This is a genomic window from Kitasatospora sp. NPDC088861 (genome assembly GCF_044750105.1).
Classification (GTDB): domain Bacteria; phylum Actinomycetota; class Actinomycetes; order Streptomycetales; family Streptomycetaceae; genus Kitasatospora.
Genome location: NZ_JBIVJF010000004.1, coordinates 129,618 through 143,655, shown reverse-complemented (window position 1 = coordinate 143,655; position 14,038 = coordinate 129,618). Strand labels below are relative to the sequence as shown.

At 74.8% G+C, this 14,038-nt stretch carries 10 protein-coding genes; 4 read left to right on the top strand and 6 right to left on the bottom strand.

Features of this window, described 5'->3' with window-relative positions:
• Positions 1-154: 154 nt before the first annotated feature.
• Positions 155-601 carry a hypothetical protein gene (locus ACIP37_RS09840; RefSeq protein ID WP_363579169.1) on the top strand — a complete coding sequence of 149 codons (447 nt, stop codon included), beginning with the start codon at positions 155-157 and terminating at the stop codon, positions 599-601.
• On the top strand, positions 601-4,722 hold the full coding sequence (locus ACIP37_RS09835) for a LysM peptidoglycan-binding domain-containing protein (RefSeq protein WP_400805064.1): 4,122 nt from the start codon (positions 601-603) through the stop codon (positions 4,720-4,722). The genes ACIP37_RS09840 and ACIP37_RS09835 overlap by 1 nt, the downstream gene beginning before the upstream one ends.
• Positions 4,723-4,800: 78 nt before the next feature.
• On the opposite strand, the gene ACIP37_RS09830 is transcribed toward ACIP37_RS09835, so the two are convergent.
• Positions 4,801-5,088 carry a hypothetical protein gene (locus tag ACIP37_RS09830; protein ID WP_400805066.1) on the bottom strand — a complete coding sequence of 96 codons (288 nt, stop codon included), beginning with the start codon at positions 5,086-5,088 and terminating at the stop codon, positions 4,801-4,803.
• A gap of 11 nt (positions 5,089-5,099) precedes the next feature.
• Positions 5,100-5,642, bottom strand: coding sequence for an HAD domain-containing protein (locus tag ACIP37_RS09825; protein WP_400805068.1), 543 nt, complete (start codon positions 5,640-5,642; stop codon positions 5,100-5,102).
• Between the two features lie 158 nt (positions 5,643-5,800).
• On the opposite strand from ACIP37_RS09825, the gene ACIP37_RS09820 reads away from it, so the two are divergent.
• Positions 5,801-7,984: a hypothetical protein gene (locus tag ACIP37_RS09820; protein WP_400843583.1), complete on the top strand. Its 2,184-nt coding sequence runs from the start codon at positions 5,801-5,803 to the stop codon at positions 7,982-7,984.
• Positions 7,985-8,123: 139 nt separating this feature from the next.
• On the opposite strand, the gene ACIP37_RS09815 is transcribed toward ACIP37_RS09820, so the two are convergent.
• The 4 genes from ACIP37_RS09815 to ACIP37_RS09800 form a co-directional block, all read right to left on the bottom strand.
• Positions 8,124-9,494: a S8 family serine peptidase gene (locus ACIP37_RS09815; RefSeq protein ID WP_400805072.1), complete on the bottom strand. Its 1,371-nt coding sequence runs from the start codon at positions 9,492-9,494 to the stop codon at positions 8,124-8,126.
• Between the two features lie 253 nt (positions 9,495-9,747).
• Positions 9,748-10,545, bottom strand: coding sequence for a 3-oxoacyl-ACP reductase FabG (fabG, locus tag ACIP37_RS09810; RefSeq protein ID WP_363579158.1), 798 nt, complete (start codon positions 10,543-10,545; stop codon positions 9,748-9,750).
• A 139-nt stretch (positions 10,546-10,684) separates the two neighbouring features.
• Positions 10,685-11,887 carry an acetyl-CoA C-acyltransferase gene (locus tag ACIP37_RS09805; RefSeq protein ID WP_363579157.1) on the bottom strand — a complete coding sequence of 401 codons (1,203 nt, stop codon included), beginning with the start codon at positions 11,885-11,887 and terminating at the stop codon, positions 10,685-10,687.
• 160 nt (positions 11,888-12,047) lie between these two features.
• On the bottom strand, positions 12,048-13,211 hold the full coding sequence (locus ACIP37_RS09800) for an acyl-CoA dehydrogenase family protein (protein ID WP_400805076.1): 1,164 nt from the start codon (positions 13,209-13,211) through the stop codon (positions 12,048-12,050).
• Positions 13,212-13,349: 138 nt separating this feature from the next.
• Here ACIP37_RS09800 and ACIP37_RS09795 point away from each other — a divergent pair, with 138 nt between their 5' ends.
• Entirely contained in the window at positions 13,350-14,027 is a 678-nt protein-coding gene (locus ACIP37_RS09795) for a TetR/AcrR family transcriptional regulator (protein WP_363579153.1), read from the top strand.
• Positions 14,028-14,038: the final 11 nt, after the last annotated feature.

The following is a 14,038-nucleotide window of genomic DNA, read 5'->3' as shown; positions in this document are numbered from 1 at the left end:
CGGCACCCGGCGGGACACGGGCCACGACGGGGGATTGGGGACGGCCCGCGCGGGGGAGACGCAAGCGGAGAGCGCACGGGGGATGACGCGACGGGACCGGCCGGCGCCCGGTGGGGGCCGGTGGGGAGGACGAGGGGCGGGAGGGGCAGGGGGGATGGGAGTGCCTGTCAGGGCGCGGCGCCGGCGCCGCTCCGACCGGGGCGCGGTCGCCCTCTTCGTGGCGATCTGCGCGGCCTACGTCGTGCTCGTCATCGCCCTGGTGATCGACGCCGGCGGCCGGTTGCGGGTCGCCGAACGCACCGACGCCTACGCCCAGGAGGCCGCGCGGGTCGGCGGACAGCAGCTCGACCAGGCCGCCGTCCTCCAGGGGAAGGGCTTCAAGGTCCAGCAGGACTACGTTCGGCAGGCCGCCGACGCCTACCTGGCCCTGTACGGCCTTCAGGCGGGCGAGGTCGAGTTCTCCGGCGACGGCAAGGTCGTCACCGTCACCGTGCGGGCCGACTACCGGCCCGTCCTGCTGGGCGCGCTCGGGGAGCGGAAGGTAACGGGCAAGGGCAGTGCGACCCTCGTCCACGGAGTCGAGAAAGCGGAGACCGACTGATGGCCGCGCCACGTGCCAAGGACCAGGCCCGAACCGCCCCGGGCCGGGCTCGAACCGCCAAGGGCCGGAGCCCCGGCGCCAAGGACCAGGCCCGGGGCGCCGACGGCCGGGCCCACACCGGACACCGGGCCGCGGGCCGCCCCGCCGCCCCGGCGCCCCGCCCACCGCGCGGGCGCGGCCGCGGCGCAGCCCTGATCGCCGCGCTCGCCGCGCTGGTCACCCTGCTCGCCCTGCTGCTCGGTGTCCCCGCGCTGCTGCTCTACGGCACCCGTGCGGTCGCCGCGATGGGCGACGTCGCGCCGGAGGGCGTCGGCCAGGCGCTCACCGGCCCGGACGACGGACGGCTGTTCCTCTGGCTGCTGGTCGTGGTCGGCTGGCTCGCCTGGGCCTGCTTCGCGCTCTCCGTCCTGCTGGAGATCCCCGCGCAGCTGCGCGGCCGGATCGCCCGCCGCATCCCCGCCTTCGGCTGGAGCCAGCGGATGGCGGCCGGCCTGGTCGGCTCGGTGTTCGCGCTGATGCCGGTCGCCGGCTCGGCCTTCGCCGCCACCCCGGCCCACACCGCCACCGCCCCCGCGCAGTTGGCGGCCGGCGTGCAGCGCGCCGCCCTGCCCGCCGCCCAGGCCGCGCCCGCCCTGGCGCCCGCCGCCGAGCAGAACCCCACGTACACCGTGCGGGACAGTCGGCCCGCCGACAGCCTGTGGTCCATCGCCGAACGCCAACTGGGCTCCGGTGAACGGTGGGTGGATATCGCCAAGCTCAACGACGGCCGGGTGATGGACGATTCCGGCATCCGCTTCGACGCCGACCGGCCGATCCAGCCGGGGTGGGCGCTGCTGATGCCGGGGGACGCGAAGGCGGACGGGTCGGCGCCCGCGCCCGCTCCTGCGCCCGCTCCTTCGTCCGAGCCTGCCCCCGCCCCCGCCCCCGCCCCCGCTCCCGCTCCCGGTGCCGGGTCGGCCCAGGTGCCGCAGGCCGGGACGGAGCCGGGTGCGGGCGGGCATGCGACGGTGACCGTCCAGGGCGGGGACAGCCTGTCCGCCATCGCCCAAAGGGAGTTGGGGGACGCCGAGGCGTGGCCGAAGCTGTTCGAGGCGAACAAGGGCGCCCAGGCGCCGGACGGGGAACGGCTGACCGATCCGGACGTGCTGGTGCCCGGGATGGTGCTCACGGTGCCGGGGGCCGCCGCTCCCGCGCCTGCTCCTTCGCCTGCTCCTTCGTCCGAGCCCGCTCCCGCTCCCGCTCCGGCGCCGCAGTCGGCGCCGTCGACCGGCCAGCCGCCGGCCGATCAGGCGCCCGCCACCCCCGCCCCCGCGCCGACCCAGGCCGCGCCGACCCCGGCCGCGTCCAATCCCGTCACCCCGGCGCCCACCCACGCGCCCACCCATGCGCCTGCCCCCGCCGCGCACGCCGAACCGGCCGCCGGCGACGACTACTCCATCGCCCTCACCGCCTCCACCGTCGGTGTCCTGCTCGCCGCCGTCATGGTCGGCACCGTCGCGCACAAGCGCGGCACCCAGCTGCGCGCCCGCCGCCCCCGGCACCGCATCACCATGCCCGACGCCGAGGCCGCCGCCTTCGAGAACGAGCTCAGGGCCCGTCAGGACGACGCGGGCCTCGACCTGCTCGACCGCGCCCTGCGCACCATGGCCCGCAACACCGTGCGCGGCGGCAAGCGCCTGCCCGCCATCGTCGCCGCCCGGATCACCCCCGGCCACACCATCGAACTGCACCTCTCCGGCCCGGCCACCCCGATCGCGCCGTTCCGTGCCGCGCACGCCGCCAACGTCTGGTGGTGCAGCCTCGACTCCGGCGACCTGCTCAGCGCCGCCCAGGCCCGCAAGACCGCCGCGCCCTACCCCGCCCTGGTCACCCTCGGCACCTCGCCCGACGGCTCGGTCGTCCTCGCCGACCTGGAGGCCGTCCGGCTGCTCCACCTCTCCGGCCACCCCGACGACGCCCGCGACATCCTGCGCACCCTCGCCATCGAACTCGCGCACAGCCCGCTCGCCGACCGGCTCCACCTGCACCTGGTCGACCTCGCCGAGGAGGTGCCGATCAGCGGCCCGGCCGCCGAACGCATCCACCGCCACCCCACCCTGGAGGCCGCGCTCGCCGCCCTCGGCCCGCGCACCGCCAAGGCCCGCGCCACGCTGGTCGCCGCCGAGGCCGCCAGCCCGCGCGACGCCCGCAGCCGAGGCCAGGCCGACGAGTCCTGGACCCCCGAGATCGTGCTCTGCGCCCAGCAGCCCGGCGGCGAGGTCCCCGCCGAACTCGGCCGCCTGCTCGACGCCCGGCCGCGCACCTGCGTCGCCGTCATCACCCGTGCCCCCGAACGCGGTACCGGCCCGGTCGCCCGCTGGACCCTCCCGGCCACCGGCCAGGCGGCCATCCCCGGCCTGCACCTCACCGTCGAACTCCAGCGGCTCAGCGACCAGCAGTACGACCAGGTCGCCGAACTGCTCCGCGCCGCCGACGATCTCACCCAGCACCCGGCCCCCGCCTGGACCCTGGACGGTCCCGGCCTCGACCCCGACGCGGACGACGACGCCGACACGGCCGAACTGCCCGCCGCCGTACCCGTACTGGCCGCCGTCGGGGCCCCCGCGGCCGGCGTGCAGGGCGGTACGGACACGGCCGCCGGGCCCCGGCTGCTCGCCCGGGTCATCGGCACCGGCGCCAGCCCGTTCGCGGGCACCGACCCGGCGACGCCGGTGCCGGCCCCTCCGGCCGGGCCGGGGCGGTACGCGGTCAACGGACAGGGGCGGCAGGCCGCCTCCGCCGAGACCGAGACCGAGGTCGAGACCGAGGTCGAGGTCGAGGTCGGGAGCGGAGCCGGTACCGGGAGCGGGATCGGGACCGAGGAAGAGCTCGTGGTCGGTCAGGTCGTTGACGAGGCCGCGGACGAGGCAGCGGACGAGGCCACCCGGGACCTGCGCCGCCCGGACGCGGTGGCGGGGGACGCGGCGGAGGCACCGCAGCAAGCCCCCGCGGCGGTCCTCGCCGTGCCGTCCGTCCAGCCCGTGCCGTCCGTGCCGTCCGTGCCCGCCGTCCAGTCCGTCCAGCCGGTCGTGCCGCCGCCGCCCGTCGAGCCGGCCCCGGTCCACCAGCCCGCGCCCGCGCCCTCCGGCGTCGACCCGCGCGTCCCGTCCCGGCCGGAGCCCTCGCCCGACCTCGTGCCCGGCACCGAAGCCGGGGCCCCGGCCGAAGCCGGCTCCCAGGCCGATTCCTACGCCGAGCCCGGGCTCGAACCCGGATCCGAGCCCGGCCCCGCCGCCGCCCCGGTCGCCCAGACCACCCCCGGGCGCAGCGACAGCGACGACCTGCTCGCCATCCTGCGCTCCCCGGAGGCGCACGCCGCCCGCAACGCCCCCCGGATCCGCCTGCTCGGCCCGGTCGACGTCGCCGGAGCCCTCGGTGCCGCCGAACCCGGCGCGCTGTCCCGGCTCACCGAACTCGCCGTCTACCTCGCGCTGCGGCCCGGCGCCGACCACCACGCCCTCGACCACGACCTCCACCCCGGCGCCGCCCACCTCGACCCGCACCCCACCGCGGCCGACGCCAAGAGCCCGCTCCCCGGCAAACTCGCCGACCTGGCCGCCTGGTTCGGCACCTCGCCCGAGGGCCGCGCCTTCCTGCCGACCGACACCACCGACGGCTACTCCTTCACCCCGGTCGTCACCTGCGACTGGGACGAGTTCCGCAGCCTCTACCGGCGCGGCATGCGCAGCACCAGCGCCACCGCCGACGCCGCCCTCGCCCACGCCCTGGCCCTGGTGCGCGGCGCCCCGTTCGCCGAGGCCCCGCCCGCCTCCTACGGCTGGGCCGAGGCCGAACGCCAGGACATGATCGCGGCGATCGTCGACACCGCCCACGAACTGGCCGCCCGCCGCCTGCAGTACGGCGACCACCGCAGCGCCGAGGCCGCCGTCTTCCGCGGCCTCGCCGTCGCCCCGGACGTCGAACTCCTGCACCGGGACCTCTTCTACGCCTACGCCTCGGCCGGCGCCCGCGACCAACTCCTGCGCGCCGTCAACCGTCTCGACGCGCTCAGCCGCCGCACCGGCCGTGACCTGGACGCCGACACCGTCGCCCTGCTCCGCGATCTGCTGGCCGGTTCCTGACGTCCCCTGCATGCCGCTGCCCGGCCGCCCCTCGGGGTGACCGGGCAGCGGCATGCAGGGCAGGGCCGGTGGGGTCGGTCAGGTCGGGCAGACGCACCGGCCGTCGACGGTGCGTTCGGTGGCGGTGTGGACGTCCCAGACGGCGGCGACCGGGACGCGGGCCACCGTCACACCCACCCGGGTCGGGTCCGCCGGCGTCCGGGCGACGACGTCGACCTGCCCCTGCTCCGCCACGGTGGCCCGGGCGAGCACGCTGAAGACGTACGCCCCGCCCTCGACGCCGTACCCGTCCGCCCACAGCTCGACCACCGCCCCGCCGTCCAGCGTCAGGTGCCAGGGCAGGGGCGGTCCGGCGGCGAAGTCCACGGTCCGGGAGTCTAGATGGTCGGGGAGTCCAGGGCGCGTCGAGTCGGTAGTGCGCGCAACCAGGCGTCCAGGGTGGCGAAGTCGGCTGCGGTGAGGCCGCGTTGGGGGTCGACGCGGTGGAGGAGTGCGGGGGCGGGCGAGTGGGCCGCGATCCAGCGGCGGTCGGTGGCGGTGATCTCGTCGTCCACCCAGACGAACGGGCGGCCGGCAGCTCGGGTGACCAGCGCGCGGGTCTTCCCGTGCAGGCCGGCCGGTTCGTCGCCTTCCGCCACCGGCCAGTCCACGATGGGTAGTTGCGGCAGTCCGAGCCAGGGGGAGAGGCACTCGTTCGCATCGGACATCCACGTCGTCGCCCACACCAGTTCGCACGGCAGGCTCAGCAGGCACCCGCCGAGTGCCGGATCGACGCGGGCCAGCAGGGGGTTGACGCCCGGACCGGGTGCGGCGGCGGAGTCGCCGCGGAAGACGGGGTAGCCGCCAGGGGGCGGCGCGCCGAAGGGGATGAGTGGTCCGTCGACGTCGAGGAACAGGAGAGGTGTACCGGGGCCTGCCATGACGGCACGATAGCGGGCCGCGTGGCGCGCCGATCGGAGACCCGGCCTGGATCGGGTGTGCCGGGATCTCGTAGGGTGGCGCGACGGGAGTGGTGGTAGGCACCACCCAGCAAGGGCATCAGACGCCGCGAAGCGGCGGGGTGGGCGGTGACCAGAAGATGGCGGAGACGACAGCTGTCCCCGGAGGCCCCGAACCGGCAGCGGACTCGGGCCCCTGGGACGCCGTACCGCCGCCGCGCACCCCGGCTGAGGAGCACCCGCCCGGGCCCGCCGCGCTCTACGAGCCGCCGCCCGTGCCCCCGCTCCCGCCGTCCGCTCCGGCAGCCCCGCCGACGGCTCCGGCCGCGGTGCCGGGCCCGCCGCCGACCGCGCCCACCGGATGGACCGTCACCGGCATGCCCGCCGTGGGCGCGCTGCCGTCCACGGCCACGCCGCTGTCCTTCCCGGCCCCGGGCGTGAGCGCTCCCGGTACGGGCGGACTGGGGGCGGCGCCGCGCGGACGGATCCTGGTCGTCGAGGGCGGGTACGGCAACTCCGGGCGCCGCACCTGGGGTCGGGGCGGTCCCGCCCAGGCGTCGGTGCTGTCCGCGATGCTCGCGGCCGTCTCACCGCAGGTGCTGCTCGCCGCGGACGCGGTGGACGCCGTCCACCTCCCCGGCGCCAGTGACCCGCACACCGTCCTCGCCCACCTGCGCGCCGCGTCCCGCCATCCGGGGCCGCTGCTCGTCCACTTGGGCGGTCACGTGGTCGCCGACAAGCGCGGCGGACAGCTCCAGCTCACCCTGCGCGACTCCAAGCAGGACGGCCTGCCCTGGCAGGCCGTCGCCGCCGAGCTGAGCCACCGCCCGGCCGAGTGGCAGACCCTCGTCGTCGCCGACCTCAGTGCCGACCAGAACGCCTGGCCGTACCTCCAGGGCGCCGCCTCGCCGCTCAGCGAGGGCATCCCGCTCTGGGCGGTCGTCAGCCCGGACCCGGAGCAGATCGGCACCTTCACCCGCGCCCTGATCGAGGCGCTGCACGGCGGCCGCCCCGGCGCGGGCGACGTGCTCGCGCCCGAGCAACTGCGGCAGCAGGTGTACTCGGTGCTGCGGCCGGACGTCGTCATCCTGGCCACGCACGCCCCGGACCGCCCGGTCTTCCGCAACACCGCCCGCCGTGGCGACGGTCCGCCGGCCGACGTGTCGGCGTCGGCCGACGCGGTGCCGCCGGTCGATGCGGTGCCGGTCGATGCCGTGCGCGCCGATGTGGTGTCGTCCGGGCCGCCCGCGCTGTCGGTGCCGCCGGTGCCGGGCCGGGCGGAGTCACAGGACGCCGTCGTCGAACCGCCCGTGGCGCCCACGGCTCCGCCGCCGTCGGCCTCCCCCGCTCCCACGGCCGAGGCCGGTCCGGTGAGCCTGGTCAAGCCCGGCGTGCCGCCCACCCCGCCGAGGCCGGCCCGCCCGGTCAGCCTGCTGAAGGGGCAGCCGGCCGGTCCGGCCGGCGTGACCCTGCACAAGCCCGCTCCGGCGGACGCGACGCCCGAGGTTGTCGAGCCGTCCGCAGGCGTGACGCTGGCCAAGCCCCAGCAGCCGGAGATGGAGCCGGAGTCGGAGCGGGAGCCGGAGCAGGCACCGGCGGACGCCGCCACGCTGACGGCGGAACCGCAGGACGCCGTCCCGGCGCAGGCCCCTCCGGTGGACGAGGCCCCCGCCGACGCGGTGCCGACGGCGGAAGCGCCGGACGGCACGGCCCCGACCGACGACGAGGCCCCCGTGGGCGAGGCCCCCGTGGACGCGGTCCCGGTGGCGGAGGCCCCGGCGGACCCCGTCCCGGCGGACGAGGTACCTGCCGATGCGGTGCCCGTCGACGCTCCGGTGTCCGGTCAGCCGCGTGCCGACTACCGGGAGGCCATCGGCCGGATCGTCCGCAGCGCGGACGCCGGAGAGCACGGCGCCGCCACCGAACTCGCCTTCGCCCTCGAACTGGAGGCGATCGCCGAGCACGGCGCCGTCTCCGAACCGGTCCTCCAGGTGCGCCAGGTCCGGGCGCACGTGTGCCGTCTCGCGGGCCGGTCGGCCGAGGCCGCGGACATCTACCGCGAGGTGGCCCTGGCGCTGCTCCGTTCGCAGGGACCGGACCACCCGGAGACCCAACAGGCGGCCACCAACGCCGAGGCCTGCTGGCGCTCTGTCCCCGATCGTGCGGCGGCCCTTCGGATCGCCCCGGAGATCATCGAGCTCCGCGCCTACCTCCCGGGCCCCGACGGCCGCAAGCTCCGCGCCGCCGAGCGCTACCTCGCCCAACTGGCCGCCGCCCCGGAGCCCGCCGCGACGCCTGCTTCCGCCCCGGCGGACCGCGTCTGACCCTTCGCGCCGCGCGCGGCTGGGCCGGACGACCGGTACCTGGCCGCGAACAGATGACAGAGAACAGCGAACAGATAACAGATTTCGAAATCTGTTATCTGTTCGCTGTTAGTTGTTACCTGCTACTCACTGCGGCCCGTCAGCGACCGGCGATGGCGTGGACGAACTTCGCACCGTCGATGGTGCCGAGGCCGCTGGAGAGGTCGTAGCCCTCGGTGGCGGTGTAGCCGGTGACGCTGCCCCAGGAGTTGTCGCCCTCCTTCACGTCCGTGATGCCGCTCCACGCGCTCGGGAGCAGGTTGAGCCCGTACAGGCGCCAGTTGAGCTGGCCGAGGCGGTGGCCGGCGAGCTGGTCGGCGAGGGCGACGACGCCGGAGAACAGCGGGGTGGCCTCGCTGGTGCCGCCGGTGAGGTGCCAGCCGACGGAGGTCGGGTCGTAGGACTCGTAGGTCCAGGCACCGCCGTCGACGGCCGCGCTCATGCTGATGTCGGGCGTGCCGCGGTGGTTGCCGGTGACGTTGGCGACGCTGGCCTGGTACCACGGGCGCTCGAAGATGCCGGAGACGCCACCGCCGCCGGCGCCGGACTTGTCGTGCCACACCTTGTCGGGCGCGGTGCGCGCGCCGTTGTCGTCCAGGGTGAGCTGGGTGCCGCCGATGGAGGTGACCAGCGGGTCGGAGGACGGCCAGGAGTTGACCTTGTACGGGTACAGGTCGGTGCCGTTGGCCTGCGAGTCGGTGGCGCCGTTGTCGCCGGAGGCGGCGAGCACGGTGACGTTGTGGTCGGCGGCGGCCTGGAAGGCGTAGCGCAGGTCGGTGAGCGACTTGAAGTCGCCCTTGTCGTAGCCCGGGAAGGTGTTCTCGGTGGCGCCGAAGCTCTGCGAGATGACGTCGCCGCGACCGGCCTTGATGAGGGCCTTCTCGGCGTCCATCATCTCGGGCAGGCCGGTGGTGCCCTCGGTCTCGGCGACACCGGTCTCGACCAGGACGATGTGCGCGTCGGGGGCGATGGCGTGGGCGTACTCGACGTCCAGCGTGGTCTCGCCGGCCCAGCCGGTGTGGTCGGGGTTCTTGGGGTCGAAGGCGGGGCCGTTGCCCCACTTGACCACCTCGACGTTGGTGTCCTGGATGCCCCACTGCTTGTCGAAGACCTCCAGGTCGTGCTGGATGGTCGGCGAGCCGAAGGAGTCGACGATGACGATCGTGCGGCCCTTGCCGGTGATGCCCTCCTGGTACAACGGGTTCAGGTTGTAGGCGTTCCGGTACTGCAGCGGCGAGTAGCAGTGGATGCCGATCTGGCTGACGCACTGGGTGGTGGTCAGCGGGGCGGTGCGGCCCTGGGCGTTGTGGTGCCCGAAGGAGGCGGGGCGGACGTGGACGCCCGTGAGGTCGTGCGCGGGGGCGGCGGTCGCGGCGCCGACCGCCGGGACGGCGATGGTGCCGGCCGTGAGGGCGGTGGCCCCGACGGCGAGCAGAGCCAGGGCACGGCGAAGGGGGGCGGGGCTGCCCATGGGACTCCTTGGGGCGCAGGGCCCGACCTGGTCCGGTCGGGTCGGTCCGGCCATCCCATCGACTGCCGCATGATCATGCCATAGTCATTTGGTGGGGTCGCCTGATCAGAGGCATGGTCATGCTCGGCCACGCGAAAAGGTAAAGGCCGTCCCAGGTGAAGGTAACCCCACGCCCGGGACGGTCATGTGACGCTACGTCAGTATTATCGTACTAATGCTGAAGAGTCCTTGAAGGTCCCCGCCCGGGCTAGACCTACCGCGCCCCGCCGTTGACGTACAGCGTCTGCCCGCTGACGTACGAGGCGTCCTCGCTGGCCAGGAAGGCGACCACGGACGCGATCTCCTCCGGCTGTCCCACCCGGCGCAGCGGGGTCCGGGCGGAGACCTCCGCCTGCTGGTCCTCGGCCGTGCTGCCGACCCGCTCGGCGGTGGCCGCGGTCATCGCGGTGGCGACGTACCCGGGGGCGACGGCGTTGACGTTGATGTTGAACGGCCCCAGCTCGATCGCGAGGGTCGCGGTGAGCCCCTGGATGCCGGCCTTGGCGGCCGCGTAGTTGGCCTGTCCCCGGTTGCCGAGGGCGGAGCGCGAGCTGAGCGAGACGATCTTCCCGTACTTCTGCGCCACCATGTACTTCTGCGCGACGTGGCTGCAGTTGTACGCGCTGGTCAGATTGACGGTCAGGACCGCGTCCCAGTCGGCCTTCGGCATCTTGAAGAACAGGTTGTCCCGGGTGATCCCGGCGTTGTTCACCAGGATGTGCACCCCACCGAGGTCCGCCGCGACCTGCGCGAACACCGCCTCGACGGCGTCGTAGTCGGCCACGTCGCAGCCGTACGCCCGTGCGGTGCCGCCCTTGGCGGTGATCGCCGCGACCGTCCCGGCGGCCCGTTCGGCGGTGAGGTCGACGACGGCGACGGCCGCGCCCTCCTCGGCGAGCCGGTGGGCGGTGGCCGCGCCGATGCCCTGCGCGGCGCCGGTCACGACGGCGACCCTCCCCGCGAACCTGCCCGCCAGGCCCGTCACTTCGGCCACTGCGGCTACTTCAGTCATTCCCGGTGCTCCCTTGAACTCGGACGTGAACTCAGACGTGAACTCGAACTCGGACGTGAACTCGAACTCGGACGTGAACTCGAACTCGGACGTGAACTCGAACCCGGACGTGAACGCGAGCGCGAACGCGGGCGCGCACTCAGTCAACGTTCTCGACGAGGACGGCGGTGCCCTGACCGACCCCCACACACATGGTGGCGAGGCCGCGCCGGGCGTCGGTGCGGCGCATCCGGTGCAGCAGGGTGGTGAGGATGCGCGCGCCGGAGCCGCCCAGCGGGTGGCCGAGCGCGATCGCCCCGCCGCTCGGGTTGACCAGTTCGTCGGCCTGTTCGGGGGTGAATCCGATGCCGTCAGCGGAGGCCAGGGCCTGGGCGGCGAAGGCCTCGTTGAGCTCGGCGGTGTCGAGGTCGGCCAGCGACCAGCCGGCCCGGCCGAGCACCTTGCGGGTGGCCGGCACCGGGCCGATGCCCATCACGTCGGGGTGCACCCCGACGGAGGCGCCGGCGACGTACCGGCCGAGCGGGCGCAACCCGAGGTCGCGCAGCGCCTCCTCGCCGACCAGGAGCAGCCCGGCCGCGCCGTCGTTCATCGGCGAGGCGTTGCCGGCCGTGACGGTGCCGCCGGGGCGAAAGGCGGGCTTGAGGCGGGTGAGCTTCTCCAGGCTGGTGTCCTCGCGGATGCCCTCGTCCTGGCTGACCATCACGCCGTCGGGCCGTTCGACCGGGATCAGCTCGGCGTCGAAGTGGCCGTCCTTGCGGGCGGCGGCGGCCCGTTGGTGGCTGCGCAGCGCGAAGGCGTCCTGGCGTTCCCGCCCGATGCCGTACCGGCCGGCCACCTCCTCGGCGGTCTCGCCCATGCTGAGCACGCCGTGCAGTTCGGCCATCCGGGGGTTGGTGAGCCGCCAGCCGAGCCGGGTGTCGTAGGTCTCGATCCGGTGCGGGAGGGCCTCGTCGGGGCGGGGGAGGACGAAGGGGGCGCGGGTCATCGACTCGCAGCCGCCGGCCAGGACGACGTCGGCCTCGCCGGAGCCGATGGCCCGGGCGGCGAGGGTGACGGCCTCCAGCCCGGAGGCGCAGAGCCGGTTGACGGTGGCGCCGGGGACGGTCTCCGGCAGGCCGGCCAGCAGGACGGCCATCCTGGCGGCGTTGCGGTTGTCCTCGCCGGCCTGGTTGGCGGCGCCCCAGTAGACGTCGTCGATGCGGGCGGGGTCGAGGGCGGGGACGTCGGCGAGCAGGGCGCGCAGCACGGTGGCCGAGAGGTCGTCCGGGCGGACCGTGGCGAGCGCTCCGCGCAGCCGGCCAATGGGTGTGCGGCGGGCTGCGGCGAAGTAGACGGGACGCACGTCGTCGGGCTCCTATCCGGTTGAATCCGAGTGATCTCAGTGATCCGAGTGATCTGAGCAGTCGGGGTGATCCGAGCAGTCAGGACGGTCCGGGTGGTCAGGACGGTCCGGGTGGTCCGATTGACCCGTCCTGGCTGATCGGATGGGATGAACGGGCTGGTCAGAAGGCGTTGACCCCAGTGAGGGCGCGGCCGATGAGCAACTGGTGGATCTGGCTGGTGCCCTCGTAGAGGGTCATGACCCGCGCGTCGCGCAGGTACTTGCCGACCGGGTACTCGTCGATGAAGCCGTAGCCGCCGAACACCTGGAGCGCGTTGTTGGCGGCCCGGACGGCGGCCTCGCTCGCGTAGAGCTTGGCGACGGAGGACTCGGTGGCGAACGGCAGGCCGCGTTCGATGTGGTCGGCGACCTTCCAGGTGAGCAGCCGGGCGGCCTCGACGTCGACGGCGATGCCGGCCAGCAGTTCCTGGACGAGCTGGTGCGAGGCGATCGGGCGGCCGAACTGCTCGCGCTCGCCGGCGTAGCGGACGGCGGCCTCCAGGCAGGCACGGGCGATGCCGACGCAGCCCGCCGCGACCGACATCCGGCCCTTGGCGAGCGCGGACATCGCCACCCGGAACCCCTTGTCGACCTCGCCGAGCCGTGCGCTGTCGGGCACCCGGACCCGGTCGAGGGCGAGTTCGGCGGTGGCCTGGCCGCGCAGGCCGAGCTTGCCGTGGATCTCGGTGCGGGTGAAGCCGGGCAGGTCGGTGGGCACCAGGAAAGCGGTGATGCCCTTGTGGCCCTGCCGGTCGGGGTCGTCGCCGCCGGTGCGGGCGAAGACCAGGGCGACGTCGGCCCAGGTGCCGTTGGTGATGAACATCTTGGCGCCGCTGATCAGCCAGTCGTCGCCGTCCCGGACGGCACGGGTGCTGAGGTTGGCCGCGTCGGAGCCGGTGCCGGGTTCGGTGAGCGCGAAGCAGCCGAGCGACTCGCCCGAGGTGAGCCGGGGGAGCCAGTGCCGCTTCTGTTCCTGAGTCCCGTGGCCGTTGACGGACTTGGCGACCAGGCCGAGCGTGACCGAGACGATGCCGCGGACGGCCGAGTCGCCGCGGCCGAGCTCCTCCAGGACCAGGCAGTACGCGAGGTGGTCGCCACCGCTGCCGCCGTACTCCTCGGGGATGGTGAGGCCGAGGAAGCCGAGCCCGGCCAGTTTGCCGATGATCGCGCGGTCGACGGACTCGGCGCGGTCCCACGCGGCGGCGTGCGGAGCGATCTCGCGATCGGTGAAGGAGGCGGCGAGGTCCCGGACGGCGCTCTGCTCCTCGGACAGCTCCAGGTTCACGGCGGCTCCAGATCCATTAAACTAGCGCTGCAAGTTTTATGGAGGGACTGTAGCCCCGGCCGGCCCGCGCTGGGAAGGGGCGCCTGCCAGAATCGGTCCCCGCCCCACCCGACCGGAGGAACCGGAGGCAGCACCCCGATGGCCCGCCCGCGCACCCCGCTGCTCAGCCGCGAGCGCATCGTCGCCGCTGCTCTGCGGCTGATCGACGCCGAGGGCCTGGCGGCCCTCTCCACCCGCCGCCTCGCCACCGAACTGTCGGTCAGCGGTCCCTCGCTCTACAACCACGTCGCGACCAAGGACGAACTGCTGGACGCGGTGGTGGACAGCGTGATCGGCGAGGTCGACTTGTCGATGTTCGGCACTCCCGACGGCGCGCCCGACCGCTCGCCCGGCGGTAGGCCGACGCCCTGGCCGGACGCGCTGCGCGACTGGGCCCGCTCCTACCGCGCCGCCCTCGCCGCCCACCCCAACATCGTGCCGGTGCTCGCCCAGGGCCCGGGCCGCCGGCCGAACGCGCTGCGCCTGGCCGACGCGGTCTTCGGCCACCTGGTCGAGGCCGGCTGGCCGCGCGGCCAGGCCACCCGGATCGGCGCGCTGATGCGCTACTTCGTCACCGGCTCGGCGCTGGCCTCCTTCGCGGCCGGCTTCCCCGCGGACGCCGAGGTGTACGACGCGGCCGACTACCCGCACCTCGGCGAGGCGCACCGGCTGGCCGGGCATCGTGGGACGGTGGACGAGGGCGCCTTCGAGACCGGCCTGGAAGCGCTGCTCGACGGGCTCGTCCTGCGGTTCGACCGCCTCACCGAACGCTCCTAGACTCCGCCGCC